This window comes from Mycobacterium sp. ELW1 (genome assembly GCF_008329905.1).
Lineage (GTDB): Bacteria > Actinomycetota > Actinomycetes > Mycobacteriales > Mycobacteriaceae > Mycobacterium.
In genome coordinates this window covers 4,235,002-4,261,587 of the sequence record NZ_CP032155.1, presented here as the reverse complement: position 1 = coordinate 4,261,587, position 26,586 = coordinate 4,235,002, and the positions used below count along the sequence as shown (strand labels likewise).

General features: G+C 66.5%; 25 protein-coding genes. 11 read left to right on the top strand and 14 right to left on the bottom strand.

The window, feature by feature from the left end; genetic code table 11:
* The first annotated feature begins 10 nt into the window (after window positions 1–10).
* Complete coding sequence (locus D3H54_RS20220) at window positions 11–658, top strand: M15 family metallopeptidase (protein ID WP_432246360.1); 648 nt, start codon at window positions 11–13, stop codon at window positions 656–658.
* Window positions 659–674: 16 nt separating this feature from the next.
* Here the strand turns inward: D3H54_RS20220 and D3H54_RS20215 are convergent, their stop codons facing one another.
* Window positions 675–1,298, bottom strand: a complete 624-nt coding sequence (locus D3H54_RS20215) for a TetR/AcrR family transcriptional regulator (RefSeq protein WP_149380608.1) — start codon at window positions 1,296–1,298, stop codon at window positions 675–677.
* An 83-nt stretch (window positions 1,299–1,381) separates the two neighbouring features.
* Here D3H54_RS20215 and D3H54_RS20210 point away from each other — a divergent pair, with 83 nt between their 5' ends.
* Both D3H54_RS20210 and D3H54_RS20205 read left to right on the top strand, forming a co-directional pair.
* Window positions 1,382–2,920 (top strand): flavin-containing monooxygenase, encoded by a 1,539-nt coding sequence (locus tag D3H54_RS20210; RefSeq protein WP_149380606.1) that lies wholly within the window; start codon window positions 1,382–1,384, stop codon window positions 2,918–2,920.
* On the top strand, window positions 2,917–3,765 hold the full coding sequence (locus D3H54_RS20205) for an alpha/beta fold hydrolase (RefSeq protein WP_149380604.1): 849 nt from the start codon (window positions 2,917–2,919) through the stop codon (window positions 3,763–3,765). The genes D3H54_RS20210 and D3H54_RS20205 overlap by 4 nt, the downstream gene beginning before the upstream one ends.
* Window positions 3,766–3,780: 15 nt before the next feature.
* Here the strand turns inward: D3H54_RS20205 and D3H54_RS20200 are convergent, their stop codons facing one another.
* The 4 genes from D3H54_RS20200 to D3H54_RS20185 are packed head-to-tail and all read right to left on the bottom strand — an operon-like array spanning window position 3,781 to window position 9,029.
* Window positions 3,781–5,580, bottom strand: coding sequence for a sulfatase family protein (locus D3H54_RS20200; RefSeq protein ID WP_149380602.1), 1,800 nt, complete (start codon window positions 5,578–5,580; stop codon window positions 3,781–3,783).
* A 13-nt stretch (window positions 5,581–5,593) separates the two neighbouring features.
* Window positions 5,594–6,595: a VOC family protein gene (locus D3H54_RS20195; RefSeq protein ID WP_149380599.1), complete on the bottom strand. Its 1,002-nt coding sequence runs from the start codon at window positions 6,593–6,595 to the stop codon at window positions 5,594–5,596.
* Window positions 6,592–7,458, bottom strand: coding sequence for an alpha/beta fold hydrolase (locus tag D3H54_RS20190; protein ID WP_149380597.1), 867 nt, complete (start codon window positions 7,456–7,458; stop codon window positions 6,592–6,594). The genes D3H54_RS20195 and D3H54_RS20190 overlap by 4 nt, the downstream gene beginning before the upstream one ends.
* Window positions 7,455–9,029, bottom strand: a complete 1,575-nt coding sequence (locus D3H54_RS20185) for a bifunctional 3-(3-hydroxy-phenyl)propionate/3-hydroxycinnamic acid hydroxylase (RefSeq protein WP_149380595.1) — start codon at window positions 9,027–9,029, stop codon at window positions 7,455–7,457. Before D3H54_RS20185 ends, D3H54_RS20190 begins: the two co-directional genes overlap by 4 nt.
* Before the next feature lie 103 nt (window positions 9,030–9,132).
* Here D3H54_RS20185 and D3H54_RS20180 point away from each other — a divergent pair, with 103 nt between their 5' ends.
* The gene (locus D3H54_RS20180) at window positions 9,133–9,768 is read left to right on the top strand and encodes a TetR/AcrR family transcriptional regulator (RefSeq protein WP_149380593.1); all 636 of its coding nucleotides are present in this window, start codon (window positions 9,133–9,135) and stop codon (window positions 9,766–9,768) included.
* A 40-nt stretch (window positions 9,769–9,808) separates the two neighbouring features.
* Here the strand turns inward: D3H54_RS20180 and D3H54_RS20175 are convergent, their stop codons facing one another.
* The gene (locus D3H54_RS20175) at window positions 9,809–10,468 is read right to left on the bottom strand and encodes a TetR/AcrR family transcriptional regulator (RefSeq protein ID WP_149380591.1); all 660 of its coding nucleotides are present in this window, start codon (window positions 10,466–10,468) and stop codon (window positions 9,809–9,811) included.
* 105 nt (window positions 10,469–10,573) lie between these two features.
* On the opposite strand from D3H54_RS20175, the gene D3H54_RS20170 reads away from it, so the two are divergent.
* Genes D3H54_RS20170 through D3H54_RS20155 form a run of 4 tightly spaced genes read left to right on the top strand, consistent with a single transcriptional unit; the run spans window position 10,574 to window position 15,363 of the window.
* The gene (locus D3H54_RS20170) at window positions 10,574–11,707 is read left to right on the top strand and encodes a VOC family protein (RefSeq protein WP_149380589.1); all 1,134 of its coding nucleotides are present in this window, start codon (window positions 10,574–10,576) and stop codon (window positions 11,705–11,707) included.
* Window positions 11,704–12,642: a fumarylacetoacetate hydrolase family protein gene (locus tag D3H54_RS20165; protein ID WP_149380586.1), complete on the top strand. Its 939-nt coding sequence runs from the start codon at window positions 11,704–11,706 to the stop codon at window positions 12,640–12,642. Before D3H54_RS20170 ends, D3H54_RS20165 begins: the two co-directional genes overlap by 4 nt.
* Window positions 12,639–14,180, top strand: coding sequence for a bifunctional 3-(3-hydroxy-phenyl)propionate/3-hydroxycinnamic acid hydroxylase MhpA (mhpA, locus tag D3H54_RS20160; protein WP_168214923.1), 1,542 nt, complete (start codon window positions 12,639–12,641; stop codon window positions 14,178–14,180). The genes D3H54_RS20165 and mhpA overlap by 4 nt, the downstream gene beginning before the upstream one ends.
* Window positions 14,173–15,363, top strand: a complete 1,191-nt coding sequence (locus D3H54_RS20155; protein WP_286198945.1) for a cytochrome P450 — start codon at window positions 14,173–14,175, stop codon at window positions 15,361–15,363. The genes mhpA and D3H54_RS20155 overlap by 8 nt, the downstream gene beginning before the upstream one ends.
* Before the next feature lie 11 nt (window positions 15,364–15,374).
* Here D3H54_RS20155 and D3H54_RS20150 read toward each other — a convergent pair whose 3' ends face one another.
* Together D3H54_RS20150 and D3H54_RS20145 are read right to left on the bottom strand one after the other, a co-directional pair.
* Window positions 15,375–16,043, bottom strand: a complete 669-nt coding sequence (locus D3H54_RS20150; protein ID WP_149380582.1) for a M15 family metallopeptidase — start codon at window positions 16,041–16,043, stop codon at window positions 15,375–15,377.
* A gap of 1 nt (window position 16,044) precedes the next feature.
* Window positions 16,045–16,740 carry a PAS and ANTAR domain-containing protein gene (locus D3H54_RS20145; RefSeq protein ID WP_149380580.1) on the bottom strand — a complete coding sequence of 232 codons (696 nt, stop codon included), beginning with the start codon at window positions 16,738–16,740 and terminating at the stop codon, window positions 16,045–16,047.
* A gap of 303 nt (window positions 16,741–17,043) precedes the next feature.
* Between D3H54_RS20145 and D3H54_RS20140 the strand changes: the two genes are divergently transcribed.
* Window positions 17,044–17,523, top strand: a complete 480-nt coding sequence (locus D3H54_RS20140) for a hypothetical protein (protein WP_149380578.1) — start codon at window positions 17,044–17,046, stop codon at window positions 17,521–17,523.
* On the opposite strand, the gene D3H54_RS20135 is transcribed toward D3H54_RS20140, so the two are convergent.
* Window positions 17,520–19,193, bottom strand: coding sequence for a SulP family inorganic anion transporter (locus D3H54_RS20135; RefSeq protein WP_149380575.1), 1,674 nt, complete (start codon window positions 19,191–19,193; stop codon window positions 17,520–17,522). The genes D3H54_RS20140 and D3H54_RS20135 overlap by 4 nt on opposite strands.
* Window positions 19,194–19,250: 57 nt before the next feature.
* Window positions 19,251–19,883, bottom strand: coding sequence for an SOUL family heme-binding protein (locus D3H54_RS20130; RefSeq protein ID WP_149380573.1), 633 nt, complete (start codon window positions 19,881–19,883; stop codon window positions 19,251–19,253).
* Between the two features lie 120 nt (window positions 19,884–20,003).
* Between D3H54_RS20130 and D3H54_RS20125 the strand changes: the two genes are divergently transcribed.
* Complete coding sequence (locus D3H54_RS20125) at window positions 20,004–20,843, top strand: SDR family oxidoreductase (protein ID WP_149380571.1); 840 nt, start codon at window positions 20,004–20,006, stop codon at window positions 20,841–20,843.
* On the opposite strand, the gene D3H54_RS20120 is transcribed toward D3H54_RS20125, so the two are convergent.
* Both D3H54_RS20120 and D3H54_RS20115 read right to left on the bottom strand, forming a co-directional pair.
* On the bottom strand, window positions 20,840–21,976 hold the full coding sequence (locus D3H54_RS20120) for an acyl-CoA dehydrogenase family protein (RefSeq protein WP_149380569.1): 1,137 nt from the start codon (window positions 21,974–21,976) through the stop codon (window positions 20,840–20,842). The genes D3H54_RS20125 and D3H54_RS20120 overlap by 4 nt on opposite strands.
* Complete coding sequence (locus D3H54_RS20115; RefSeq protein ID WP_149383643.1) at window positions 21,976–23,208, bottom strand: acyl-CoA dehydrogenase family protein; 1,233 nt, start codon at window positions 23,206–23,208, stop codon at window positions 21,976–21,978. The genes D3H54_RS20120 and D3H54_RS20115 overlap by 1 nt, the downstream gene beginning before the upstream one ends.
* Before the next feature lie 243 nt (window positions 23,209–23,451).
* Here D3H54_RS20115 and D3H54_RS20110 point away from each other — a divergent pair, with 243 nt between their 5' ends.
* The gene (locus D3H54_RS20110; RefSeq protein ID WP_353620031.1) at window positions 23,452–24,063 is read left to right on the top strand and encodes a nucleoside/nucleotide kinase family protein; all 612 of its coding nucleotides are present in this window, start codon (window positions 23,452–23,454) and stop codon (window positions 24,061–24,063) included.
* Window positions 24,064–24,140: 77 nt separating this feature from the next.
* Here the strand turns inward: D3H54_RS20110 and D3H54_RS20105 are convergent, their stop codons facing one another.
* Window positions 24,141–24,278 carry a CstA-like transporter-associated (seleno)protein gene (locus tag D3H54_RS20105; RefSeq protein WP_420329737.1) on the bottom strand — a complete coding sequence of 46 codons (138 nt, stop codon included), beginning with the start codon at window positions 24,276–24,278 and terminating at the stop codon, window positions 24,141–24,143.
* Window positions 24,278–26,572, bottom strand: a complete 2,295-nt coding sequence (locus D3H54_RS20100; protein WP_168214922.1) for a carbon starvation CstA family protein — start codon at window positions 26,570–26,572, stop codon at window positions 24,278–24,280. Before D3H54_RS20100 ends, D3H54_RS20105 begins: the two co-directional genes overlap by 1 nt.
* Window positions 26,573–26,586: the final 14 nt, after the last annotated feature.

Genomic DNA, 26,586 nt, shown 5'->3' with positions numbered 1-26,586 from the left:
AGCCTTGTCGGTGGCGCTCGCCGCCGTCTTTCTCGTGCAATGCAGTCCGGCGCCGCAGCTGCCCGCTGTGCCCCCGTCGTCGGCGGCAACCGCCACGACGCCGCCCGCGGTGGTGCAGGCGGTCAGCGCGGCGGACCTCGGCGCCACCTGGCGTCCCGGCTGTCCGGTGTCTCCTGACGAGTTGCGCCGCGTCGACCTGGACTACGTCGGCCTGGACGGGCTGGACCATCGCGGCGTGCTCATCGTGCACCGGGATGTGGTCGCCGATGTGGTCGCGATCTTCGCTGACCTGCACCGGCAGCGATATCCGATCGCGAAGATGCAAACACCTCAGCACTATCCGGGGGCAGTCGACGACCTGTCCATGGAGGACAACAACACCTCCGCCTTCAACTGCCGTCCACTGCCCGGCAGCACCGCATGGTCATTGCACGCCTACGGCCGCGCAATCGACCTCAACCCGCTGTTCAATCCGTACCTCGATCGATCCGGTGATCTCGAACCGGCAACCGCGGGAAGCTATCTCGATCGTCGCCGCACCGATCCGGGGATTCTGCACGCCGCAGACGCGGCAGTGCGCGCCTTCACCGATCGCGGGTGGACCTGGGGAGGCGATTGGCGCAATCCGATCGACTACCAACACTTCGAACGCCGCTGAGCTGGATATGTAACCGTCAGGCGCGTAGGCGAGCTGCCAGCGACTCACCGAACGCGAGCAGTGCCGCCCGGCCGATGTCGAGCAACGCCTCGTCGAATTCGCTGTCGTCGCGGTAGGAGAGTTCCAGCACGCGATCTGCCATCTCCACGGCCACCAGCATCGCCCGCGGGTCGGTGTCGGTGGGTATGAGGCCGATATCGACGAGGATGCCGTGCAGCCGATCGGCCAGGGTGCGCATACGGGCATGTACGTGCTTGGTGACGGTGGGCGAGGTCCGCCCGCCCAGCCACATCCCCGCCGCACTCGGATGCCTGCGGTAATAGTCGACGTGCAGGTTGATCTCGTTGTTGAGCAGATCCGCGATCGAGGTGATCGTCCACGTCTGCTCGGCGGCGACGCAGCGGGCGTCGATCTCGGTGCAGTGCCGCTCCATCAGCTCATCGAAAATCGCGTCGCGGTCGGCGAAGAACCGGTACAGCGAGGGATACGACACCCCGGCGCGGTCGGCGATCGTGCGGGTGGTTGCGGCATCAATGCCCTGTTCATCGGCAATGGCGGCGGCCGCGTCGAGAATCCGGGCGACGGTCTGGCGGCTGCGGGCCTGAACCGGCGCCCGCCGCGGAACCGACACCGTCGTCATCGCAACTCCCTTGAACTCTTGACACCGATCCGCGAAACTATAACACTATTCACGTTACAGTTTCTACGCCAGAGAGTGCCCGAATGACCGTGAACTCGCTCAACCAGGTCCGCCCGACACAGCCGCTGCGCGGCCACGTCGATGTACTGATCGTCGGTGCCGGAATCTCCGGCCTCGGAATGGGCCACTATCTGGCCACCATGCAGCCCGGTAAGAGCTTTGCGATCGTCGACAGCCGCGATGCGATCGGGGGCACCTGGGACCTGTTCCGCTATCCGGGCATCCGGTCGGATTCCGACCTGCACACCTTCGGCTACGAGTTCAAGCCGTGGACGTCTGACAACGCGATCGCCGACGCTCACGAGATCCTCGACTACCTGCACGAGGTCATTGACGAGGACGACCTAGGCCGTCGAATCTATCTGCACCACAAGGTGTTACGGGCCAACTTCGCCTCGGACACCGCGCAGTGGACGGTCGCGCTGGAGCGCGACGGCGAGCAGTTCGAGGTGACCTGCGACTGGCTGTTCGGGGCCACCGGCTACTACGACTACGCCGGCGGACATCGACCGCACTTCGAGGGTGAAGAGGATTTCGAGGGACGGATCGTGCATCCGCAGTCCTGGCCGGAAGATCTCGACTACACGGGCAAGAAGGTTGTCGTGATCGGCAGTGGCGCCACCGCGGTCACATTGATCCCCGCGATGGCCGGCGACGTCGAACACATCACCATGTTGCAGCGCTCGCCGTCCTACGTGATGCCGCTGCCGCGCAAGGACCCGATCGCCAACTCGCTGCGGAAGGTGCTGCCGCCCAAGGCCGCCTACGCCGCGACCCGCCGTTTCAACATCGGGAAGGGCAGGTTCATCTACAACCTGTGCCAGCGCCATCCCAAGCTGGCGCGCCGGATCATCCGCTCGTTGAACGTCAAAGCGCTGCCCGAAGGCTTCGAGGTCGACACCCACTTCAACCCCACCTACAACCCGTGGGATCAGCGCTTGTGCGCGGTGCCCGACGCGGACCTGTTCCGCACGATCGCGCGGGGTAAGGCGTCGGTGGTCACCGACCGCATCGCGCGGTTCACCAAGACCGGGATCCTGCTGGAGTCCGGGAAGACGCTCGACGCCGACATCATCGTGACCGCAACCGGTTTGAAGCTGCTGCCGCTCGGCGGAATCCAGGTGTCCGTCGACGGCGAGGTGAAGAATCCGAACGACTCGCTGCTGTACAAGAGCTTCATGATCTCCGACATCCCCAACCTTGCGTTCGCGTTCGGGTACACGAACTCGTCGTGGACGCTGAAGGTCGGGCTGGTGTGCGAACATCTGTGCCGGCTCCTGGCGTACATGGATCGGCACGGCTACACGACGGTCGTCCCCATCGTCGATGACCCGCACATGGACAAGCGCCCGATGCTCGACTTCTCGGCCGGCTACGTGCAGCGTTCGGTCGACCTGTTCCCCCAGCAGGGCTCGAGCGGTCCCTGGACGGTGGAGATGGACTACTGGGCGGATCACAACCGGCTGCGTAAAGGCCCTGTCGATGATCCGGCCTTGCGGTTCAGCACAGCCGTTGGGACAGAGGCGGTTTCGGGCCTGGAGGCGGGAGCGATTACAGCGTGAGTCGCACCTCTTTCGTCGAGGTGGAGGGCCGTCGCACCCGGGTCAGGGTGGACGGTGACCCCGGGAATCCGCCGGTTCTGCTCATCCACGGCATCGGTCGAAGCCTGGAGGATTGGGCGCCGCAGCACGAACGGCTGGCCCAGTCCTACCGGACGATCTCGCTCGACGTGCCGGGCTTCGGCTTCTCCGAGCGCCCGCGACAAACCATCACCTTGCCGGTGCTGGCGGCGGGGGTCATCGCCGCCCTCGATGCGTTGGGGGAGACCAGACCCGCCCATGTGGTGGGTAACTCGCTCGGCGGCGCCATCGCCCAGCACATCCTCGTCGATCAGCCGGAGCGGATCGCGAGCCTGGCTCTTATCAACAGCGCCGGTTTCGGTAGCGAGGTGACCATGCTGCTGCGGATGCTCACCATGCCGGTACTCGGCCCGATGAGCATCCGACGACCCACCCGCGCGAGTGCCGTGCTGATGGAACGGCTGATCCACGGCGACAAGGCAACCGCCACCAAGGAGCGCATCGACCACGCGTTCGCCGTCGGGTCGGTGCCCGGCGCCGGCGAGGTGATGCGTGAGACCGCGCTCGCGCTCGGCACGCCACGCGGGGTGCGCCCGGAGTGGCGCCGTGACCTCGCCGCAGGCGTGGCCCGGACGCCGCGTCCGACGCTGATCGTCTGGGGCACCCGGGATCGCGTCCTGCCCGCACACCACATCCGTACGGCGATGCGGGTATACCCCCACGCCGAGGTCCATCTGCTCAACCGCGTCGGCCACATGCCTCAGCTCGAATGCCCGAAGCGGTTCGCCGACCTGCTGCTGCCATTCTTGGTGCGCGCCACCAGCTGATCAGCCGCGGCCGGTTTAGAGATCCATCCGGTCGATCTGCCAGTCGATGTCGCCGAACTGAGGCATCTCGCGTCCGTCGTCGACTCCGATTTCGGACTTGATCACTGCCTCGAGCCGGGCGCTGGCCGACATCACCAGGTCGGCGTGCTCACCCTTGATCCCGGCAAGGTTGGTCATCTCCGCGGGATCGGACTGCAGGTCGTACAGCTCGACGTCGTTGAACCGGTACAGGTCGTCGAGATTCGTCGGTACGTTGCGCTGGGCAGGGGCAAAATACCGGCTGAGTTTGTACCGTCCGTCGAACATTGTGCGCACACTGCCGCGCTTGGTGAGGTCCGGCCGAAATCCACTGGTCTGCATCAGTTGTCGAGGATCCTGGCCGGCTGCTTTCGCCTCCGCGAACAGCTTCACCGCGTCGCTGTCGTTGGTCGCCAGCCCGCTGTAGGTGAACAGCACACTGTCCCGAACCGCATGCACGTCAGCACTGCCCGGGTTGGACAGCGCCGCGCTGAAGTCCTTGCCGGGCAACGTCCGCCCGGCGAGCTCATCGACATCGCCTGCGGCCACACCGGCCATCGCGAGCAGACTCGGCACCAGATCGATGTGGCTGGTGAGCGCGGTCAGGTCCTGTCCGCCGGTTACGTCCGGGTGCACGACGTGCATGGGCAGGTGGATCGCCTCCTGGTAGGCGAAAGGCCCCTTACCGCGCAGCCCGTGCGCCCCGGCCATCTCGCCGTGATCAGAGGTGAAGACCACGATGGTGTTGCCGGTCAGGGCGAGATCGTCGAGTTCGTTGAGCAGCAGCGACATCTGCTGGTCGACCGAGCGGATGCTGTTGAGGTAAAAGTCGGTGAAGCGCTGCCAACGGTCCGGTTCGGGTGGAATGGCGCCCAGGGTGTAACCCCAGGCTTTGAGGAATTCGCGATGGGCGGCGGGACGGCCCGGTTCCTGCATCGACTGCGTGAGGCTCGCGGGCAGGGCGCTCTCCCAATGTTGCTGATACAGGGCGTGCTCGGGTGCCCGCGCGGCGTGCATCAGCAGCGTGCCGGTGTCTTGAACGCGCTCACCGGGCTTGTCGGTGTTGAAGTACATGATGTCGTGCGGATTGATCAGACTCACGAATAGCGCCCACGGCTTGCCGTCGTCGGCCATCGGTCGTCCCGTGTTACGCAGCCATGACTGGGCACCGGCGGCGATCACCGAGTCCGTGGTGTAGCCGCCGAGGTCGTGGGCCAGCGAGTCCACTGGTAGTCCGAAGTCCGAGAAGCCGTACGCATCCATGCGGTCGGTGAGCACCTCCCGGACAGGCTCCCGGTCGAAGGCCGCGTCGAGATGCCACTTTCCTTGGTAGGCGGTGTAATAGCCGGCTTTGCGCAGCAAATGCCCGATGGTGGGCACCCCGGTGCTCATCGCCTTGACATAGGGCAGGTCGGCATTCTCGAACATCCCGTTGTCAGGAGTCTGCAGCCCGGTCAGCAGCACCGCCCGCGAGCTCGTGCACATCACCGCCGAGCTGTAGTGATTGTGGAACGCGACGCCCTTGGCGGCGAGGCGTTCTCGGGCGGGCAACGACATGCCGGTCGGCCAGGACGAAAAGTAGCGCTCCTGGTCGGTGAACACGAACATGATGTTCGGATGTGAACCACGTTGCGGAGCAGCCGGTTTGGTCAATGCCGGGCTCGACGCGGCGGGAGTGGTCGTGGTACCTGATCCGCAGGAGGTCAGCAGTGGTACGGCTGCTGCGCCACCGGCGGCCAGGGCGAGGAATCGGCGCCGCGACGGGCCGTGGGTGGACGAGTTGGGCTCATCGCTCATGGCGGGTCTCCTGTCAGTCATCGGCGATGCCGGCTCCGGCCAGAGCCGGCATGGTGGCTTCACGGTGCAGCACGGAGTGAGCACCTGTCTTGAATCTCTCCATCAGCTGCACGACTGTGCTGCCCTCCGGAGTGTGACCCCAGATGCTGATACCTGCGTGAGTGCTGGGTTCCCAGGTGGATTCATCGACGACAATCGGGTTCCAGCCCACTTCCCATTCGAAGCCCGACGGGCTCACCGCGTAGAACGACAGCTCTTTGTCGTTGGTGTGCTGCCCGATGGAGAGCGCCATGTCGAACCCGAGTTCTTTGACTCTCTGGTAGGCCCTTGTCATGTCGTCGAGTTCGGCGACTTGGACATTGCAGTGCTGGATCCGGGTACGAATGGGGTTGACCGGCAGTCGGTTCACCGACGCGATGGCGACGCTGTGATGGCGTTCGTTGACCCGCAGGAACCGGATCTTGAACTTCAGTCCGCTGATCGTCTCATCGATGTAGTCGGACAGACGCGCATCGAACACCGTGCTGTAATACCCGCGCATCTGGTGCGGCTTGCTGGTCGCGATCGCGACATGGCCCATTCCGCTTGCGCCGGTGACGAACCCGCTGGTGCCGAGTCGCAGCGGTGTCCGCGCGGGGGAAGAGCTGACGTACACCTCCTGGGTCAGCCCGTTGGGACCCGGAAAGCGAATGAAACGCTCGACGCCGCGCAATGCGGATTCCTCCGCCGAGCCCTGGGTCACCGGCACTCCGTGGCCGCGCACGCGCGCTTCGATGGTCTCGAAGCAGCCGTGGTCGTCGACCTCCCAACCCAGGGCGGTGGTGTCTTCAGCAGGTCCGCGCCGCAGCAGGAAGCGGCAGGCGTTGTCGTCGAGGCGGAACCGCAACACATCGGGCAGCGCGTCGTCGAGGTGCATGCCGATGGCGTCACGGCCGAATCTGGCCCAGTCGGAGAACTTCTGGGTCTCGACGACGAGGTAGCCCAGATGCACTCTCCCGAATACGTCGGTGTTCATGAGAGAGCCAGCTTCGATGCGGGAGAGAGGAACTCGGCCACCAGATCGTTGAACAGCTCGGCTCGCTCCCACTGCATCCAGTGCCCGGTGTGCGAGGTCATGACGAGTTCGGCGTTGGGCATCCTAGTGAGCAGCATCGGCCCGCCCGACGGCCGGTTGACCTTGTCGTCTCGCCCCCACAACACCAGGGTGGGTGTGCCGAGCCGGCGCAGCCGTTTGTCCCGGGTCAGATCCATTCGCCACAGGGTGCGTATCCCGGACGGCCGGCGCAGTGGCGGGTTGGCGACCACCTCAGGATCGATCGACGCCCGGTACCGCAGATCGATCAGGTCGTCGGGTACCGCCGCGCCGTCGAAGACCAGGTAGTCGCGGATGAATGTGGCGAGCTTGGCACGGCTGGGCCCCTCGCCTGTGTAATACGACAGCAGGCTTTTCAACCCTTCGGTGGGCAGTCCGCGGGTGGTGCCGATCCCGCCGGGGCCCATGAGGACCAGCTTGTCCACCCGGTGCGGGGTGTCCAGGGCCAGGCGCAGCGCAGCCGCACCGCCGTAGGAGTTGCCCACCAGATGAGCTGTGACCAAACCCAATTCGTCGAGCAGTCCGCGCAGCGTGTCGGCCAGATAGCCGAACGGGTCGCGATGATCGACGAACTTGCTCGACCGTCCGTAGCCCGGCATGTCGGGGACCACGACACGGTGGCTGCGGGCCAGTGCGTCGATGTTGCGCGAAAAATTCGACAGCCCCGATGCCCCGGGACCGCCGCCGTGCAGCAGCACGACGGGCGGGCCGTCGCCGCCGGTGTCCGTCACGAAGATGTCGGCACCGTTGGCGCGGACGTGGTACTCGGATTGCACAGTGGTCATGCGTGGTCCTTTACTCGGGTGGCTCGTACGGTGAGCCCGGCCGGGGGAGCGGGCAGGGGGTGGGCGTCGTCACCGGCTGCGTAGACGAATCCGTCGGGCCGCACCGCGAGCACCGTTGCCTTCTTCTTCGCCAGCCAGTCGATGAGCCTGCCGTCGCGGTCGACGATGCAGTCGGCGCAGGGAGCGCTACCTGGCGCAACGATCCTCACAACCGGTACACCGGCCGATCGCCAAGGCAGCCAGGACTGTTCGGCGCCGGTGCGCACGATCGTCCACCTGCCTGCGATGAGATCATCGAGGCGAACAGTGGCACCGTGTTCGTCGAGGACCCACGGCTGAGGCATCAGCCAACCGGTGGCCGCGTTGCCGTTGTGCGCAAGCAGGCCGGTCCGGTAGCGAGCGTCGGGCAGCCATCGGTGATTGCGCAACCACGCGGTGAAGCCGGGAAGCTTGCCGGCGAAACGGAAGAATCGAGTGCGCACGGCCGCTCGGATGGTGTTGTGCTCGATGATGATACTGCCGACCTTCACTGCACGACTGGTGACTTCCTTGACGTGCGGCAGCCGTTCCTCCTGATAGGTGTCGAGCACCGAATCGGGTAGGCAGTCGGTCAGCACGGCGTGAAGTTTCCAGCACAGGTTCGCGACGTCGCGGATACCCGCGCACATACCTTGGCCGATCCATGGTGGCATCGCATGCGCCGCATCGCCGGCGAGAAAGACCCGGCCCACCCGCCACCGGTCAGCGAATCGGACGTGGTGGTTGTAGCAGGCGAAGCCGATGATCTGAACGTTCGCTCGTGTTATTCCCTGACGGTGCAGTACTTTCCAGATCGCGTCCTCGGTGAGGAGGTCATCTTCGTCCTCGTGCTCGCGCACTGGGAATTCCCATCGATGGTGTCCCAGCGGAGTCGGGCAATCGACCGTCGGACGTTCGGGGTTGCAGTGAAAGCGCAGTTGGTCGTGGCCCGGCCAGCTCTCGATCACCTTGGTATCGATGACGATCCAGCGCTCCGAATATGTACGGCCGGTGAAACCGATGCCCAGCTGCCCGCGAATGGCGCTCGAGCCGCCATCTGCGGCAATCACAAACCTGGCCCGGACTCGCGTGAATTGGTCTCGGGGGAGGTCGGCGAGCATCAACTCGACCGAGTCGGACCGCTGGGTCAGACGCAGACACTCGTGTTCGAGAAGGAGCGACACGTTCGGGAAACGGGCCACGCCCTTTCGCAGGACGCCTTCCACCGCCGGCTGGTAGATGAACTGCTGCGGCGGGTGGCCGTTGCCGCGATCCGCCGGGAGCAGTTTGACGATGCTGACGCCGCGCGCGTCGACGAAGTCGGCGCCGGCACCGGGCAGCATGTCGGCGTTGAGCTGGTCGGCCAACCCGACCTGCTGCCAGATCCTGAGCACCTCTTCGTCGGTGGAGATGGCCCGGGCCCGGAAGTAGACATCGGGATCGCGTTCCACCACAACGACTCTCAGGCCCAGCTGCCCTAGGAGATTGGCTGCGGTCGCACCCACCGGACCGTAGCCGACGATTGCTACGTCGTACGTCGAGGCGCTGCTCATAGCTGTCTCCGATCCGGCTGCCCGTCCACGTCGACCGGCACTTGTTCTGTAGTGATCGCTACGGTAATGTAGCGATCACTACAGAGTCAAGAGGTGGGAGACGATGGCCGCAACGGAGAAGTCGAGGCGCCGGACGCGACGTGTTGACGGCGAGTTGTCGCGCACAAAGATCCTCGACGCCGCGACCGAGATCGCCGCCGAAAGAGGTTACGAAGGAACGAGTATCGGTGCGGTCAGCGCCAAATGCGGCTTGCCGGCCAGCTCGATCTACTGGCATTTCACGGACAAGGACGACCTGATCGCCGCGGTCATCGAGCGAAGCTTCGCCAACTGGCTCACCCTCTGGCAGCTGCCCGAAGACGGCCTGCCGCGGGACCGCTTGCTGGAGGTGGCGGCGGCGACGGCCAAGGCGCTACTCGACTCGCCGGATTTCCTTCGCCTCGGTTTGATGCTTGCCCTCGAGCGACGTCCGGAGGAGCCCCGGGCCCGGGCCATGTTCATCCAGGTGCGGCAGCAAGCGTTCGCCGCGCTCTCCGACAGCATCCGGGAGATGGGCTTCGGCCTCACCGAGGCCCAGGTGGGTCAGCTCGCCACCTATGCCGTGGCCGGTGCCGATGGGCTGTTCATCGCCAAGGAGATCGGCGGCGACGCCGTGGACCTCATCTCTTTGTTCGCCCTCCACGGTCAAGCGTTGTATGACACCGCCATGCGGATGATCGAGGAGAACGAGGCGCGATAGCGCTTCCGCCGGAAGGATCGAATACCGTTGGGCGCCAAGCCTATGCGGCGGAGTCGGACCCGATGAGCTCGTCGAGGTCGGGTAAGGGTTGCCGGCAGAGCTCGTCGGCCTCCTCGGCGGGCAGTCCCAGCATGACCAACACGCCGCGAGTGGCGCGGTCGGACGCCTCGGCTCCGTCGCGCTCCGGTTGAGCGCGCAGAAGGTGGCCCAGCCCCATCAGCGCTCCGGCCGCCATCGACAGGGCCAGCTCCGGATCGGCCACGGTGAATCGTCCGGCGGCGGCTGCGACCGTGATGTCGCGCAATGCCCGCGGACCCAGCCCGCGGTCTGAGTACATCAGGGTCAGCCCGGTGTTGAGCAGTACTCGGGAGGTGTCGGGTCGCTGGCGAAACAACCGCCCGACGATCCGGAAGCTGCGGGCGAAGGTCAGTGCCGGGTCCTCGCCGTCCACCGCGAGCTTGTCCAACAAAGCGCCCAGCGCGTCCAGGATGTCGTTGACCGCGGCCTCGAACAGCTGTTCCTTGCTGTCGAAGTGGTTGTAGAACGAGCCCATTCCGACGTCGGCGGCCTGGGTGATCTCCAGCACCGGCGCATTGAGCTTTCCGGCGGCGATGAAGCTCTGAGCTGCGCGAACGAGAGCAGCCCGGGTCTGCATCTTGCGTCGTTCCAGGCGGTTCCCCGCCGCGGAATCACGTGCCATCAGCAGATATTAGCAGCAGATGTCATTTCTGAGGATTTCGTCAGAAGTCTTGACTGATGATGTCCTCGCAAGTGATGATTTCGTCAGTAAAGGAAGGGGGGCGCTATGACGCAGCACCTCGACACCCACCGGGATCTGCACAGCGACCAGGGTGCTGTGCGCGGCGAGCATCCGGGCCGGGCGAAGAATCCCATCATCAAAGTGCGCGACCTCGCGTGGTTGGAGTTCGAGAAGCCGGACCTGGCCAGAGCCGAGACGTTCGCGCACGCATTCGGCTTCACCACCGAGCTGCACACCGATCGGGAGTTGCATCTGCGCGGCGCAGACAGCGGAACGGTGTGCGTGATCATCCGCCGCGGGCCACGCTCACGATTCGTCGGTCCCGCGTTCGCCGCACACGACGTCGCTGACGTCGAGCGGTTGGCGGCGGCCACCGGGACGCTGACCCGTCAGTCGCCGGACGGCATCGGCGGCGTGACCGTCGAACTCGTGGACCCGGGGGGAATGCCGGTGCGGGTCGTGGCCGGTATGCGTGACCTTCCGGAACAGCCGGCCCAGACAGTCCATACGTTCAATTTCGGCCGAGAGATACTGCGTACGAACGCGACTCAGCGGCCGGCGCGCGAGCCGGCGCGGATTCAGCGGCTGGGGCACGTGGTGCTGCAGAGCACGACCTACCGGCGGTCGCTGGACTGGTATCTCGAGCACTTCGGTCTGATAGTCAGCGATTTTCTCTACTACCCCGGCCAGCGCGAGCGGGGGCCGACCATGAGTTTCATCCGGTGCGATCAGGGGGCGACTCCCACCGACCATCACACCATGGCCATGGTGCTCGGTCCGTCGGACCGCTATGTCCACTCCGCTTACCAGGTAAGCGATCTCGACGCGATCGCGGCCGGCGGAGAGTACCTGCGGGAGCGCGGCTTTCACCGGTCATGGGGTATCGGTCGGCACATTCAGGGAAGTCAGATCTTCGACTACTGGCGCGATCCGGACGGCTTCCTGGTCGAACACTTCAGCGACGGCGACTTGTTCGACAACACGCTGGAACCTGGCTGGGCGCCGATGACGGCCTCCGGGCTCGCCCAGTGGGGGCCGCCGGTGACCAAGGACTTCCTCGGCATCGCCCCCGGCAAGGAATCACTACGCGAGATGCGCTCGATCCTGAACGCTGTCCGCGACGACAACGAATTCGACCTCACCCGCCTGCGCGGACTACTGAAAGTGACACGCTCATGACGATTTCGGTCTATCGCACCGCTGACGGATGGTGGGCCGGCACAGCCGACTCGGTCGCCCGAGTCGACACCACGGCAACCACCACCGCGGCGCTACTCGCCGACCGGTCGGCCATCGACGCCGCGGTCGCCAACACCGAGTCGGTGGCGCCGGCGACACTCGAGCTGCTGTCGCCGGTCACCGCCCCATGTCGCGTCGTTGCGCAGATGACGAACTTCGCGTCGCATGTCGTCGACACCGGAGGCGACCCGAAGTCGGTGCCGCTGACTTTCTTTCGGAAGGCATCCGGGTCCATCACCGGGCCCCTCGACGACATCGTCAAGCCCGCACACGTTCGACTACTCGACTACGAGGTGGAGATCGGCTTGGTGATCGGGACCGACGTCCCCGTCGGCACCACCGTCACCGCCGACAACCTCGCCGACTACATCTGCGGAATTGTGGTCACCAACGATGTCAGCGCACGCGATGTCCAATTGACCAAAACCCAGTTCTACGAGGGCAAGTCGTACCCGGGTTTCACGCCGGTGGGACCGGCTCTGGTGCTGGTGGATCGCGACGAACTGGCCCGCTTCGGCGACCTGCGGCTACGACTCAAGGTCAACGGGCAACTCCGGCAGGACAGCACGGTCAAGGCCGACATGATCTACCAGCCGGTCCAGGCGCTGGCGGCGCTGACCCGCTTCCAGGCGCTGTCCGCCGGTGACCTGATACTGACCGGCACCCCGGTCGGTACGGCACTGTCTGCACCCCCGAAGGTGGTGCAGAAACTCTCCTCCCTGCTGCCTGACGAGCTGAAGTGGAAACTGTTCTTCGCGGGCCAGGCCAAGAACACCAACTATCTGCATGACGGCGAAATCGTCGAAGCAACGGTCGGAACCGACGACGGCAAGATCGATCTCGGAACTCAGCGCAACCCCATCAGATTCGCATGACCGCGCTGCCCGCCTTCATACCTGTGGTGATCGTCGGTGCCGGCCCAACAGGCGTCTCGGCGGCGACCGCACTCGCCCAATACGGGATCGATTGCCTGGTGCTCGACCGCTGGACCGATGTTTATCCTCAACCGCGCGCGGTCCACCTCGACGACGAAGTGTTCCGGCTTTTGGCGGGATTGGGCGTCGGTGAGCAGTTCGCGGCGATCTCGCGCCCGGCCCGTGGGCTTCAGCTTCGCGATCCGAGCATGCGCGTGCTGGCCGAGTTCCGCCGCGAAGACACCCTCAGCGCCAACGGCTATCCGCAGGCCAACATGTTTGATCAGCCGGAGCTGGAAAGGCTGCTGCGGGACAACCTCGAGAAGTATCCGAACGTCGTGTTGCGCGGCAATGCCGAGGTTGTCGACGTCGTACAGATCGACGCCGACCGTGCGCGCGTCACCGTCAGCGACCGGTCCAGCGGTGAGCAGCACAGTGTCGAGACACGATATGTGCTCGGGTGCGACGGCGCGAACAGTCTGGTGCGCAAAGCGATCGGTGCGCACATGGACGATCTGAAGTTCCAGCAACGCTGGCTCGTCGCCGACGTGATGACCGACGCCGACCTGTGCCAGTGGGACGGCGTGCACCAAGTCTGCGACCCCGGCCGCGCCGCCACCTACATGCGCATCGGAACCGCCCGCTACCGTTGGGAGTTCCGGTTGCTCGACGAGGAAACCGCCGACGACTACTCCACGCTTGCGGCGCTGTATCCGCTGATCCGCCCCTGGGTGGACGGAGTGGCCCCCGAAGAGCTGGACCTCGTTCGGGTCGCGGAGTACACCTTCCGGGCTCAGATCGCCACGCGCTGGCGGCGGTCGAACATGTTCATTCTCGGCGACGCCGCGCACCTGACCCCGCCGTTCATCGGGCAGGGATTGTGTGCGGGGTTGCGCGACGCGATGAATCTGTCGTGGAAGCTGGCCGGCGTGATCAACGGCTGGCTACCGGAGTCCGTGCTCGCCACCTACGAGATCGAGCGAAAGCCGCATGCCCGCAATCTCATCCGGTTCGCGCTGGTTGTCGGCGCGGCAATGACCGCCGGGGGGCGCGTCGGAGATGCGTTGCGCAGGGTCGTCGTGCCCCGGTTGCATCTGTTCCCCGGTGCACGAGACAAGGCCGTGGACAGTGCGACTCCGGCACTGCGCGCCAGTGACCTGGTGATGAAGTCACGCGGGCGGCGACAGCTTGCCGGCAGCCTCTGCCCGAACCCGATTGTGGCTGACGGCAAGCGATTCGATGAGATCGTGGGCCGCGGATTCGCCGTGGTGACCGCGATGCCGCTCACCACGGCGCAACGCGACGAGATGGATCGGCGTGGTGCCATCGTGATAGCGGCGCACCCCGGTACGGAATTGGCGTCATGGCTCCGCGCCGGGCGCGCTGAGGTGGCGGTGGTCCGCCCGGACCGAACCGTGCTGACAGCCGGCCGGAGCGGGGCGAATGTGCTTGATGCAGTGCCCGCTTTCGCGCCGCACGCCCAGGCCGCCCGTGTCTAGGCCGGCCGTCGCCGTTGCGACCTACGATCGGGACCTGTATTCGACGCAGGCCATCCTCGACCCATACCCGCACTACGCGCGGCTGCGACAGCTGGGCCCGGTGGTCTGGTTGCCCAAACAACGGGTCTACGCCCTGGCGCGCTATGCCGAATGCAAAACTGTGTTGCGCGACGACGACGGGTTCATCTCCGGTGACGGCGTCGGCCTGTCCGCGGTGTTCAACAAGCTGTCCCGGGGCACAACGCTCAACAGCGACGGTGAGGAGCACGACCGGCGGCGCAAGCTGCTGGCCCACCGGATGCTCCCCAGAGCCCTGCGTGAGCTCGACGAGGTCGTCGACAGCCAGGCGAAAGATCTCGTCGCGAGTGCGGTTCGCCGGCGCAGCGTCGACGGCGTCGCTGACCTCGCGACGGCGCTTCCGGTTTCGGTGGTGCCCGACCTCGTCGGGTGGCCCCGGGACCGGCGACAGCACCTGTTGCGCTGGGGCGGTGCGACTTTCGATGTGCTGGGTCCGTTGAACCGGCATGCCGCCAGATCGGTGCCGGCCAGCCTTCAGATGTTGCGGTTCGCCCGCGCCGTGGTTCGCGACCGCTCTGTGCTGCCGGGCAGCATGGGCCATGAAATCCTCGAAGCCGCAGAGGGTGGGGCGATGAGCGCGCGGGAATGCTCCGCTCTGATGGTGGACTACCTGGTGCCGTCGTTGGACACCACCATCAGCGGAATCGCCAACGCGCTGGCGTTGTTCGCGCTGCACCCCGACCAGTGGGATCTGCTCCGTGCCGATCCGGCGCTGGTGCCCAGCGCGGTCAACGAGGTGCTGCGTTACGAATCGCCGCTGCGGGCGTTCAGCCGCAAGGTTCGCCACGACATTGAGGTGTCTGGCATCAAATTGTCCTCAGGGGCAAGGGTATTGGTGCTGTACGCCTCGGCCAATCGTGACGAGCGCGAATGGGAGCAGCCCGACACTTTCGACATCCGCCGCAATTCGGGCCGCCATCTCGGGTTCGGTCACGGAGCTCACGCCTGCGCGGGGCAGGCGCTGGCGCGGCTCGAGATGCAGGCGATGCTTCGTGCGTTGTGTGACGGCGTCAGCCGGATCGAACTCGCCGGCCCGCCCACGTGGGCGGTGAACAACATCATCCGCTGCTACGAGCGGCTCCCGTTGCGACTCGTGGCAGCCTGAACCGCGGCGCGCTAGTTGACCGGCACGTCGAGAATCGGGCGCTGAACGCCGGCGCCGGGCCCGTCGAAATGCCACCACTCGCCGGAATAGACCGCCAAGCCGCCGGCAGCCATCGCGGCACGCAGCCGGGCGCGGTTTGCCTGAGCCACCGCGCTGACCCCGTCGGTGGCGTATGCCTGTGCGCGGGCGGAGAAGTCGTCGAAGTCCGTGCCCATGTCGACGAGCCGGTCGCGCTCGGCGATTGTCACGTCGACGGAACGTCCTGCCTCATGACTGCGCGCATACGGACCGGGTTTGGCCACCCACGCCGGGTTGGGCACTGCGTCGAACATCCGGACCTGGACGTCGTGCGGGCGGTAGCAATCCCAGAACACCAGCACATCCCCCTGGGCCCGAAGATCATCGGCCGCCGTCGCCAGCCCCGGCGCCATCGAGTTGTGCACCAGGCACCGCGCGTCAGCGGGGTAGAGCGGCACACCGACAAAGTTGTTCGGGGTCGCGTAGCGCAGATCGATGACCGCGTCAGGCACCACCGTCCGCACGTCGACGAAGCCGGCCGCCGCGGCCTGCGGGCTCACCGGCGGAACGTCGGAGCCGGGTGCGGCACCGGCCGCCGCCGCCGCACCGATGCCGACCACAACGGCTGCTGCGAGGCCCGGCAGCGTCCGAATCACGCTCATATCAGGACGACTGAGTCTGCGGCGGACTCTCCAGCCGCCGGTCGGCGGTGAGCAACAGGTTGTCGTAGGCCGCCCGCGACGGTGACGTGTCGGACTGGGAGAGGGCGACAAAATCGGCGACCACCTGCTCGGCCAGAACCCGCAGTTTGATGTTGGCCTCCTGGGATCGCCACCGCAGCAGGTCGAACGCCGCGTTGGACTCGATGCCGTACACAACCATCAGCATGCCTTTGGCCTGCTCGATGGTCGCCCGGTTCTCGGCGATCTCCGCGATGGCCTCGCTGAACTGCTTCTGGTTGCGGTCTTCGGTGGGCGTGATGTCGACGTAGAAGCCCTCGGTGCCGATGACCTCACCGCTGTCGTCCACCAGCTTGTCGGCCACCACGATCACGTGATGGATTTTGCCGGCGGTGTCGACGATCCGATGTCGGGTGCTGAACGCCTGGTGGTGCTGTCGGACATCGTCCAGGGTGGTCGCCACCTGCTGGTAGTCGTCCGGATGCTTGTGTGACAGAACCAGCTCGGTGGTGGGCGAGACCGTGCCCGGCTCGTAGCCGTGCATGATCTGCACCTCGTCCGACCATTCCCAGCGCTCATCGGCGAAATAGAACCGGAACTGCCCCACCTGCTGAGGACGCACACCGGCCAGACCGTCGTCGCCGTCGCGTTCTGTTGCCGGATCCTGATCCGCAACCATTGACACCCCTCGCCTGACAACCTCTTCGGTTGTCGCCCGCCACGATTTTCCGCAGGGGCCCGGACGCCGACGAGTGCCGTGTAGGCAGAACCCATCGCCATCCCAGGTTCTGCGGGCATTTTTTTCTACACCGTCCGCCAGTCCGTTTTCAAGCGGACCCACTTTCTGCATGGACACCTGAGGGTTCTGAGGCTCTGGTGACACAAGTGACGGATGTAACAAATTGCGATCTGGTCCGACAACACCGGTACAGGGCGTTCACGGCACGGGGACGCCGCCCTGCGAGCCGCGGAGGATATGACGGTGAAGCTCACGACGAACGCACATGTCTGGGTCCGTAGCGCCTGCCTGGGAATCGGCGCCCTGGGCGTGTCCGCGGCCATCCTGTCGGCCCCCGCGGCGGCCGCCGACCCGGCCGATCCCGCTGATCCCGTCGTACCGACGATCGTGGCCGGCGACACGAGCACCCCGTCGGCCGATGTACCGGCCCCCGCGCCGGCGCCGGTGCCGGTCCAGCATCTGTCCAGCCCGGACAACCCGCCGCCGGGCACGACCACCACCGGCACCGACACGGCGCCGCAAGGCCGGTTGAGCTACCTGCGGGACCTGCTGCATGCGATGCGCACCCAGGAGGTGTCGGGCAGCGACGCATTGCTGTTGCTCACCCAACGACCGCTCGACGCCAACGCGGCGCCGCCGGCTGGCATGTCGTCGACTCCAACCGGACCCGTCGGAACGTCGGCCGCGCCGCCCGCGGCTGACGCGGGTGCGCCGACGAGCTAGCGACCGACTGCCTCGACGGCCGCGTCGAGGTCGGGTTGGTAGCGTCCGTCGGCCTCGACTTCGTGCCACCATTCGGTGCGCTGCAGCATCTGCAGTGTCCGGGCGGGAAGCGCGGTGATCATCAACCGGATGCCCGCCCCGGACAGCTCGAGGTCAAGGTCGACGAGGATGTGCAGCACCGTCGATTCCAGCACCGTCTGCCGAACCAAGTCGAGTACCACCGTCCGCGCAGGCGGCTGCAGGTCCAGCGCGGCATCCCGGATCGCGGCGATGTTGGGACGCACGTTGGCGGCATACAGCGGCACCAGGCAGCGCAGGACCAGCGGGTCGGCCGGTATCAGCACCGCGTTCTCGGGCTGCTCTACCCACGCGCCCTTGTCATGACGGATTACCTGGACGACGTGCGGTGCGTTGACCACGTGCAGCACCAACAGCAGGGTAACCGCGACCGCGACGGCCACCGCAGGAATGAGTCCGAACGCCAGGCCGATCAGCGCGACCCCGATGGCGCCGAAGCATTCGCGCGGGTTGAGGCCGTAGAGCCGGCGTAGGGCGCCCACGTCGACCAGGCGGGTGACTGCGACCACCACCACCGCGCCGAGCACCGCCTGAGGCAGCAGGCTGAGGACCGGCGCGATGAACAGCGCGACGAGGACGGCCAGCGCAGCCAGCACCAGGCCGCTGATCTGGCTGCGGGCGCCGGCGCGCAGGTTCACCGAGGTCTGGGCGAAACCGCCGGCCGGGGGCAGCGAATGGAAGAACGCGCCCGCGACCGCGGCCGTGCCCAGTGCGAGCAGTTCGCGGTCCGGTTCGGTCGAGTTCTCCTCGGCGCGTCTCGAGGTGCGCGCCACCGCGATCGTCTCGAGGAACGCCATCACGGCGATCGCCAACGCGCCCGGGACCAACGGCACGATGTGGCGATCGAGGTGGGGGACGTCCGGCATGGGGAAACCGGACGGCACCGTCGGAACGAGAGCAACGCCGTACGCGGGCAGCGCCACCGCGGCGCTCAGCGCGATGCCGACGGCGATCAGCACGAGCGGGCCGGGAACACGTGGCGCCACCTTCGCCAGCACGAGCAGCGTGGCGAGACAGACGACCGAGATCGCCACCGTCAGCGGACTGGCCCGCGGGATATCGGACAGCGCCGCCCACGCCACCCTGAAGAACCCGGTGGTGTGTGGGTGGGGAGGCACCCCCAGCAGCTTGGGGAGCTGCGCGGCCATGACAGTGAGTCCGACGGCGACCTTGATGCCCACCAACGTCATGTCGCTGATGTTGTCGACCAGCATGCCCAGTCGAAACGCCCTGGCCAGCAACAGGAAAAGCCCCACCAGCAGCGTCAGGGTCACCAGATCGCCCCGCTGGTCGTCGCTGCCGATGAGAACCCCGCCGGCCAGCATGGTCGAGGCGGTCAGTGTCGACACCGTGGACGATGTGGTGACGCTGGTGACTCGGGATCCACCGATGAAGGCGTACACCACCACCGGGACCATGCAGGTGTACAACCCGATCTGGACGGGCATGTTGGCGACCGTCGCGTACGCCATCGCCAGCGGGATGACCACCGCGCCGGTGCTCAGCCCGGCCAGCAGGTCGGCCTTCAGCCAGTGCGCACGATACGGCCGGATGGCCGGGGCCAGCCAGGTCGGCGACGCGGTGGTGGGCACGCCCGGAATTGTGGCACCTGGGCGCGTCTCGTGTGCGCTATGGAACGGGTCAGCCGATCACGCGGACTCGGCGACGCCGACCACCACCTCGTTGCGGCGTCGGCACGGCAGCGTCCACGGCGGGTCGTAGAACCACGCCAGGGGCTCACCAGTGGTTTCGATGTCGTTGCGGTGCAAGGCTTTCATGAGTTGGTTGGTGCGCTCGGCGACCGCGCCCGGGCCGATGCTGCCGTTGAACCGCAGCACCGCGACGGTCTCGGGGGGAACCACCACGAGCCGCACCCGGTCGTCAGTCGGGGTGGGCAAGGTCTCGAGGGTGTACTTCGAGGGCATGAAGAAGCGGATGACCCATTCGCCCGAGGCGTTGCGTTGGGTCGCGACCGGCGCGGTCATCGCGATCTTCTCGCTGGGCTGTTGGGCCACCGGCGCGGTCATCGCGATTTTGGCACTGCCGGAATTGCCGCCGAAGATGTAGCGCGCGAGCAGCCGGAAACCCTGATTGCGGGCCGACTCCTCGTCGGCATCGATCGCCGTCTCGGCGGCGACGCGGGGTCCATACCGGCGGATCTCGACACCGTCGACCACGCGCTCGACGGTGAAGGCCGGCTCCTCGGTGCCTACCCGGATTCCCACGATGTTGCCCACGCCCCCGGCGACCTGTACCACCGCTGTCGCAACAGTCTTCAACACGAGTGCCTCCTTGTTCTCTTGCAGGCATACCCTCCCGGCAGGTGAAAGTCGATTACGGGTTTCTGACGCACTTTCCGCCCTGCTGCCCGCCCGCGCGAGCCGGCCGGATATCGTCCGGGCATGACACGGGTTTCGGTAATCACCGGGGGTGCGGGCGGCATGGGTCGGGCCACCGCCCAGATCGTCGGCCAGGACCACACGGTGGTGCTATGCGACATCCGGCAGGACCGTCTCGACGGCGCGGTGGCGGAGCTGGAGAGCCTGGGGATCTCGGCGACGCCGGTTCACTGCGATGTCACCGACCGGGATGCCGTCGCGCGACTGTTTGAGACCGCGGCCGGCATCGGGCCGATCGCGTCGGTGATCCACACCGCGGGTGTCAGTCCGAGTATGGGCGACGCCGACTACGTGATGACCACCAACGCCATCGGCACCCTCAGGGTCAACGAGGCGTTCTTCGCCTCGGCCGGTGAGGGATCTGCGATCGTCAACGTGGCGTCGATGGCGTCGCACATGCTGCCCGACGAAATCGTCCCCGCCCAGCATTTCGATCTGGCCTTCACCGATGAACCGCGGTTCCTGACCGAGATGCTGGCGGCGTGCGACATCGCGGGGGAGGAGATGCGTTCCGGGCTGGCCTACAGCATCAGCAAGACCTTCGTCAGGTGGTATAGCGCCGCGCAGGCCGAGCGGTTCAACGGCCGGGGCCTGCGCATCGTCTCGGTGTCGCCGGGATCCGTGGACACCGAGATGGGTCTGCTGGAAGCCGAGGCCGGCGCCGGGGCGATGGTCGCCAACGCCGCGGTGCCCCGCTGGGGGAAGGCCGAGGAGATGGCCGAGCTGTTCGCCTTCTGCGCCAGCGACCGCGCCACCTATCTGACCGGAACCGACATCCTCAACGACGGCGGCGTGATCGCCTCGATGCGGGAGCGGGCGCGGGTGGCCGCCCAAACCGCTTAAGGGCGGGTTAGTTTCGCGTACCGCGCTCGGTGCTCATCGGTGGAACCGAACTCGTACTGCAGCGCGGTGAGCCGCTTGAAGTAGTGGCCGATCGCCAGCTCCTCGGTCATCCCCATGCCGCCGTGGAGTTGGACAGCGTTCTGGCCGATGAACCGCGCTGCTCGCCCGATGGTGGCCTTGGCCGCCGAGACCGCCCGGGCCCGAACCTGCGGCTCGGCCTCCAGGTTCAGCACCGCAAGGTAGACCGCGGCGACGGACTGCTCGAGCTCCATGTACATGTCGACCATGCGATGTTGCAGAACCTGAAAGGTGCCGATCGGCTGACCGAACTGCTGGCGTTGCTTGCAGTATTCGACCGTGTCGGACAACACCTTTCGCATGCTGCCGACCGCCTCCGCGCAGACCGCTGCCGCGCCCTCGTCGCGAGCACGGGCCAGCGTCGGGGACGCATCCTCGACCAGAAGTGCGTCGGCGGGCAGGCGCAGGCCGTCGAACGTGAGGTCAGCTCCGCGCCGGTCGTCGATGGTGCGGTACCCGTGCACTTCGACACCGGGCGGCGGGCTGGCGGGGTCGAATTCGGTGAGAAACAGCGAAATCCCGTGCGGGTCAGCAGATTCACCGGAGGTCCGCGCGGTGATAAGCAGATGGGTGGCCAGTGGGGCGGCGGTGACGACGATCTTGTCGCCGGTGATGACCCACTCGTCCCCGGCGCGGACCGCGGTGGTGGATACCGCGTGGTCACCGTTGTCCGGCTCGGTGCCGGCCAGGGCGACGATCGCGCTGCCGTCGGCGATGCGCTCCAAAAGTGCTGCGGCGGATGGGTTGTCGGCGCGCTGCAGCAGGCCACCGGCTACCACGACGGTGTCGATGAAGGGCTCGATCACCAGTGCGCGGCCGAGTTCCTCGGCGATCACCATGATTTCGACCGGGCCGCCGCCGATTCCACCGACCGACTCCGGAAAGGCGGCGCCGAGGATGCCGAGGTCGTCGGCCAGGCCGCGCCAGATCTCGGGCTGCCAGCCCGGCCCGATCTTCGCCGCGGTGCGGCTCTTCTCGAGGTCATAGCGGGTGGCCAGGAACTTTCCCAGGCCGTCGCGCAGGAGCTCTTGTTCTTTGTTCAGGTTGAAGTCCATTACAGCCCCAATGTCGCTTTGGCCAGAATATTGCGTTGAATTTCGTTGCTGCCCGCGTAGATTGAGCCGGCCCGATCGTTGAAGTACCGCAGCGGGGCCACCGCCTGCCACGGCTGGCCGCTGACGTAACCGTCTGCGGGCGGCTCGAAGTCGGCGACCGGACCGCCCGGCTTGGTGGCATGCGGCTGGTATGCCCGGCCGTGTGGGCCGGACGCCTCCATCGCCAACTCGGTGATCGCCTGCGAGAGCTCGGTGGACAGAATCTTCAGCATCGATGACGCCGCACCCGGGTGGCCGCCCTCGGCAACCGTTGTCAGCACCCGGAATTCGAGAATCTCGAGTACCTCGGCGCGGATCCCGACATCGGCGAGTTTGGCGGCGAACGCCGGGTTGTCGATCAGCCGGCCCCCATCGGGTCCGGGCTGCTCGATGGCCGCCGTGGCGATGGCCCGGGCCATCGCCTGCAGCCCGGGTGCCGTCGCGCCGCCGCCGCGTTCGAACTCCAGCAGATACTTGGCCACCGTCCAGCCGTCGTCGATCTGTCCGATCACGTTCGACGTGGGCACTCGCACCCCGTCGAAGAAGAGCTGATTCTGCACCTGCTCGCCGGAGGTCATCACCAGCGGCCGGATCTCGATGCCCGGCGTGCTCATGTCGATCAGCACGAAGGTGATGCCCTGCTGCTTGCGGCCCGTACGCGAGGTACGGACCAGGGCGAAGATCCAATTGGCCTCGCCGGCATGGGTGGTCCAGATCTTGCTGCCGGTGCAGACGAGATCGTCGCCGTCCCGCACGGCCGACATCGACAGTGAGGCCAGGTCCGAACCGGCCTCGGGCTCGGAATAGCCCTGGCAGAAGAACACCTCGCCGGTGAGGATGCGGGGCAGAAAGTAGTCCTTCTGCTCGGGCGTGCCGTAGGCGATGATGGCGTGCGCGACCATCGAGATCCCCATCGGCGACAGCGCGGGAGCCCCGGCGAGAGTCGACTCGCGGCTGAAGATGTAGTGCTGGGTCAGAGTCCAGTCGCAGCCGCCGTACTCGACCGGCCACGCCGGCGCGGCCCAGCCCCGCTCATGGAGGATCGCCTGCCAGGCCATGCTGGCCTCGTGGTCGGCGTAGACGCTGGTCATCAGCCGGCCGGCCTGCCGCAGATCGGGGGTGAGCTTCTGGTCGAGGAACGCCCGCACCTCAGCTTGGAACTCAAGATCTTTCGCCGACCACGACAAGTCCATCAGCTGTCCCTCCATCTGCGCACGGCCGTTCTCAGAAGTAACCGTAGCCCGTCGTCTGTGGCGGGCGTGCGCTGGGTGTCACTCATTCTGCGCGGCCGGGTTTGAGGATCCAACAGCCGGGGAACAGTGCTGGAGGCCGCCGCCGGGCGGGCCCCACACACGTGACACTGAGAGGCTCGGTCCCTGTACAAGGGACCGGGCCTTTCGTCTGCTCAAGGTAGGTTTCAGTCCATCGTGTCCGCCGTGGAAATACTCGCCGCCGAAGTCGCCGGTCTGCTCGACACGGCGCCAGGCCGAGTTCTGGTGGGCATCACCGGGCCGCCGGGTGCGGGGAAGTCGACGGTGGCGCAAGCCCTCTTGGAGCGTTTCGACGGGGCGTCCTACGTCCCGATGGACGGCTTCCATCTGTCCAATGCCGTCCTCGACGCGTTGGGCCGCCGTGACCGCAAAGGCGCGCTCGACACCTTCGACGCCGCCGGCTACCTGGCCATCCTGCGCCGCATCGCCGAGGAGTACGACCGCGGAGACGTTTATGTGCCTGCCTTCGAGCGCCGCCTTGACGAACCGGTGGCCGCGGGTCATGTGGTGCTCGCAGCCAGTCGGCTGGTGCTCACCGAAGGCAACTATCTGGGTTTGCCTGATGGGGAGTGGGCGCAGGTGCGGCCGCTGCTGACCCGGCTGTACTACGTCGACTGCCCGGCGCCCGAGCGGCGGGTGCGGCTGATCCGGCGGCACGTCGAGGGCGGTCGCACACCGCGGGCCGCGGCGGCCTGGGTCGACTCCGTCGACGAACCGAACGCCCGGCTGATCGCGACCGCCATTCCACGTTGCGATCTCGTCGTCGACAGCTGCTGACGCGCCGAACGTAACGCCAGGGCGACCTTCGGTGCCGAACGCCGCCCTGGCGTCACACTCGGCAACCACGTGACCGGCTAGCAGCAGCGGGCGCTCGGGTTGGCGTCAGCGTCGCTGTGCCGCTTGCGCCAGTACTGTGCCTCGCTGAGCACAGGCTCACCCGGGTGGGTGCGGGCGTGGTGCTCGACGTAACGGCGGTAGTGACTGTCGCCCATCAATGCGCCGACGTACCAACGGATTTGGCGTGCTGCGCGGGTAGCGCGTCCCATTGTTTCTGCACCTCCTTCTCGGCGGAGGTGGTGATCAGGCTGGACGGTCCGAAGATCTTCGATGCCACCGGGGTGTCCTCGGTCAGCTCACGGCCGCCACCGCGGATGGCCCGCAGCGCCATGATCACCCCGGCGAGGACCACGATGACCACCAGGACCGCGAACACGATCGACAACGTGCCCTGGATGAAGGTGTTGCGGATGACCGCGTGCAGCTGATCGGCGTTCTTGGCCGAGCCGAACGTGGTCTTTCCGGCCTCCGCGGCGGCGCGGTACTGGAAGTGCTGCGTCCAGTAGCCCAGCTTGGGATCGCCGGAGAAGATCTTCTGCCACGATGCGGTGAGGGTGACCACTAGATCCCACAGCAGCGGGATTCCGGGAATCCACGCCCACTTCAGCAGACCCTTCTTGATCACCACGACGGTGACGACGGTCAGCGCGATCGCGGCCAGCAGCTGGTTGGCGATGCCGAACAGCGGGAAAAGCGTGTTGATGCCGCCGAGTGGGTCGGTGACCCCCATCAGCAGGATCGAACCCCACCCGGCGACCACGACCAGGCTGCAGATCCATGCCCCTACGCGCCAGCTCGGGTTGCGCAGCCTCTTGAGCGGGCCACCGAGGTTGGCCAGGGCGTCGGAGAGCATGAACCGGGCCACCCGGGTGCCGGCGTCCACGGTGGTGAGGATGAACAGCGCCTCGAACATGATCGCGAAGTGGTACCAGAACGCCTTCAGCGCGGCGCCACCGAAGACCTGATGCAGTACTTCGGACATGCCGAACGCCAACGTCGGTGCCCCGCCGGTGCGGGAGACGATCGACTCCTCACCCACACTCTTTGCCGCCTCGGTGATCTCGCCCCCGGTGATCGGGGCACCGGACAGGCCAAGGCCGTTGACGTACTTGGCTGCCGTCTCGGCGGTGGCGCCGGTCTGGGCCGACGGCGCGTTGATCGCGAAGTACAAGTGCTGGTTCAGGATTGCCGCGGTGACCAGAGCCATGATCGCGACGAACGACTCGGTGAGCATGCCGCCGTAGCCGATCAGCCGCATCTGGCTTTCCTTCTCCAGCAGCTTGGGCGTGGTGCCCGACGAGATAAGTGAGTGGAAGCCCGACAGCGCGCCGCAGGCGATGGTGATGAACAAGAACGGGAACAGCGAGCCGGCGAACACCGGACCGGAGCCGCTCTCGGCGAACTTCGAGACCGCCGGTGCCTCCATGATCGGCCGGGCCAGCAGGATGCCGACCGCCAACAGCGCGATGGTGCCGACCTTCATGAACGTCGACAGGTAATCGCGGGGCGCCAACAGGAACCACACCGGCAGCACCGAGGCGGCGAGGCCGTAGACGATGATGCACCACGACAGGGTGACCTTGGACAGCGTGAACCAGTCCGTGCCCCAATCGGTTCCGGCCACCCAACCGCCACTGACCACGGCAAGCAGCAGGAGGGCGACACCGATCAACGAGACTTCGGAGACCCGTCCCGGGCGCAGGAAACGCAGATACAGGCCCATGAAGATGGCGATCGGAATCGTCATCGCGATGGAGAAGACGCCCCACGGGCTTTCGGCCAGGGCGCCGACCACGACCAGGGCCAGTACCGCCAGCAGGATGACCATGATGACCAGCACAGCGACGATCGCCGCGACGCCGCCGACCGCGCCGAGTTCGTCGCGGGCCATCTGCCCCAGCGAGCGACCGCGCCGCCGGGTGGAGATCGACAGGACCAGGAAGTCCTGGACGCATCCGGCGAACACCGCGCCGATGATGATCCAGATCGTGCCGGGCAGATAGCCCATCTGCATGGCCAGCACCGGTCCGACGAGCGGGCCCGCCCCGGCGATCGCGGCGAAGTGGTGACCGAACAGCACCCGCCGGTCGGTGGGCATGTAATCGGTGCCGTTCTCGAAGATCTCGGCCGGAGTGGCATGGTCGTCGCGCGGCCGCACGATCTTCATCTCGATGAGCCGGGCGTAGAACCGGTATCCGATGACGTAGGTGCAGATCGCCGCGATGACGAACCACACCGCGTTGACGGTCTCGCCGCGGAAGAACGCGATGATCGCCCACGCGACCGCACCCAGGACCGCGACGGCACCGAAGATCAGTTTGTGCCGGAGCGTGATCGGCGACCGGTCGACGATGGCGACCGGCGGCAGGTCAGGATCGGTGCGGATGTAGGTGACGTCGCCCCTGGTCTCTTCCATGTGTTCCGACGGCGCGCCGGTCGGTGCAGCCACAGTGTTTCTCCCTT

Coding starts and splice junctions, on each gene's coding strand:
- D3H54_RS20125 (WP_149380571.1), top strand. CDS start 20,004: ATGACACGGGTTTCGGTAATCACCGGGGGTGCGGGCGGCATGGGTCGG.
- D3H54_RS20145 (WP_149380580.1), bottom strand. CDS start 16,740: ATGGTTGCGGATCAGGATCCGGCAACAGAACGCGACGGCGACGACGGT.
- D3H54_RS20150 (WP_149380582.1), bottom strand. CDS start 16,043: ATGAGCGTGATTCGGACGCTGCCGGGCCTCGCAGCAGCCGTTGTGGTC.
- D3H54_RS20105 (WP_420329737.1), bottom strand. CDS start 24,278: ATGGGCGACAGTCACTACCGCCGTTACGTCGAGCACCACGCCCGCACC.
- D3H54_RS20165 (WP_149380586.1), top strand. CDS start 11,704: ATGACGATTTCGGTCTATCGCACCGCTGACGGATGGTGGGCCGGCACA.
- D3H54_RS20190 (WP_149380597.1), bottom strand. CDS start 7,458: ATGACCACTGTGCAATCCGAGTACCACGTCCGCGCCAACGGTGCCGAC.
- mhpA (WP_168214923.1), top strand. CDS start 12,639: ATGACCGCGCTGCCCGCCTTCATACCTGTGGTGATCGTCGGTGCCGGC.
- D3H54_RS20115 (WP_149383643.1), bottom strand. CDS start 23,208: ATGGACTTGTCGTGGTCGGCGAAAGATCTTGAGTTCCAAGCTGAGGTG.
- D3H54_RS20170 (WP_149380589.1), top strand. CDS start 10,574: ATGACGCAGCACCTCGACACCCACCGGGATCTGCACAGCGACCAGGGT.
- D3H54_RS20215 (WP_149380608.1), bottom strand. CDS start 1,298: ATGACGACGGTGTCGGTTCCGCGGCGGGCGCCGGTTCAGGCCCGCAGC.
- D3H54_RS20175 (WP_149380591.1), bottom strand. CDS start 10,468: ATGGCACGTGATTCCGCGGCGGGGAACCGCCTGGAACGACGCAAGATG.
- D3H54_RS20210 (WP_149380606.1), top strand. CDS start 1,382: ATGACCGTGAACTCGCTCAACCAGGTCCGCCCGACACAGCCGCTGCGC.
- D3H54_RS20200 (WP_149380602.1), bottom strand. CDS start 5,580: ATGAGCGATGAGCCCAACTCGTCCACCCACGGCCCGTCGCGGCGCCGA.
- D3H54_RS20195 (WP_149380599.1), bottom strand. CDS start 6,595: ATGAACACCGACGTATTCGGGAGAGTGCATCTGGGCTACCTCGTCGTC.
- D3H54_RS20180 (WP_149380593.1), top strand. CDS start 9,133: ATGGCCGCAACGGAGAAGTCGAGGCGCCGGACGCGACGTGTTGACGGC.
- D3H54_RS20120 (WP_149380569.1), bottom strand. CDS start 21,976: ATGGACTTCAACCTGAACAAAGAACAAGAGCTCCTGCGCGACGGCCTG.
- D3H54_RS20185 (WP_149380595.1), bottom strand. CDS start 9,029: ATGAGCAGCGCCTCGACGTACGACGTAGCAATCGTCGGCTACGGTCCG.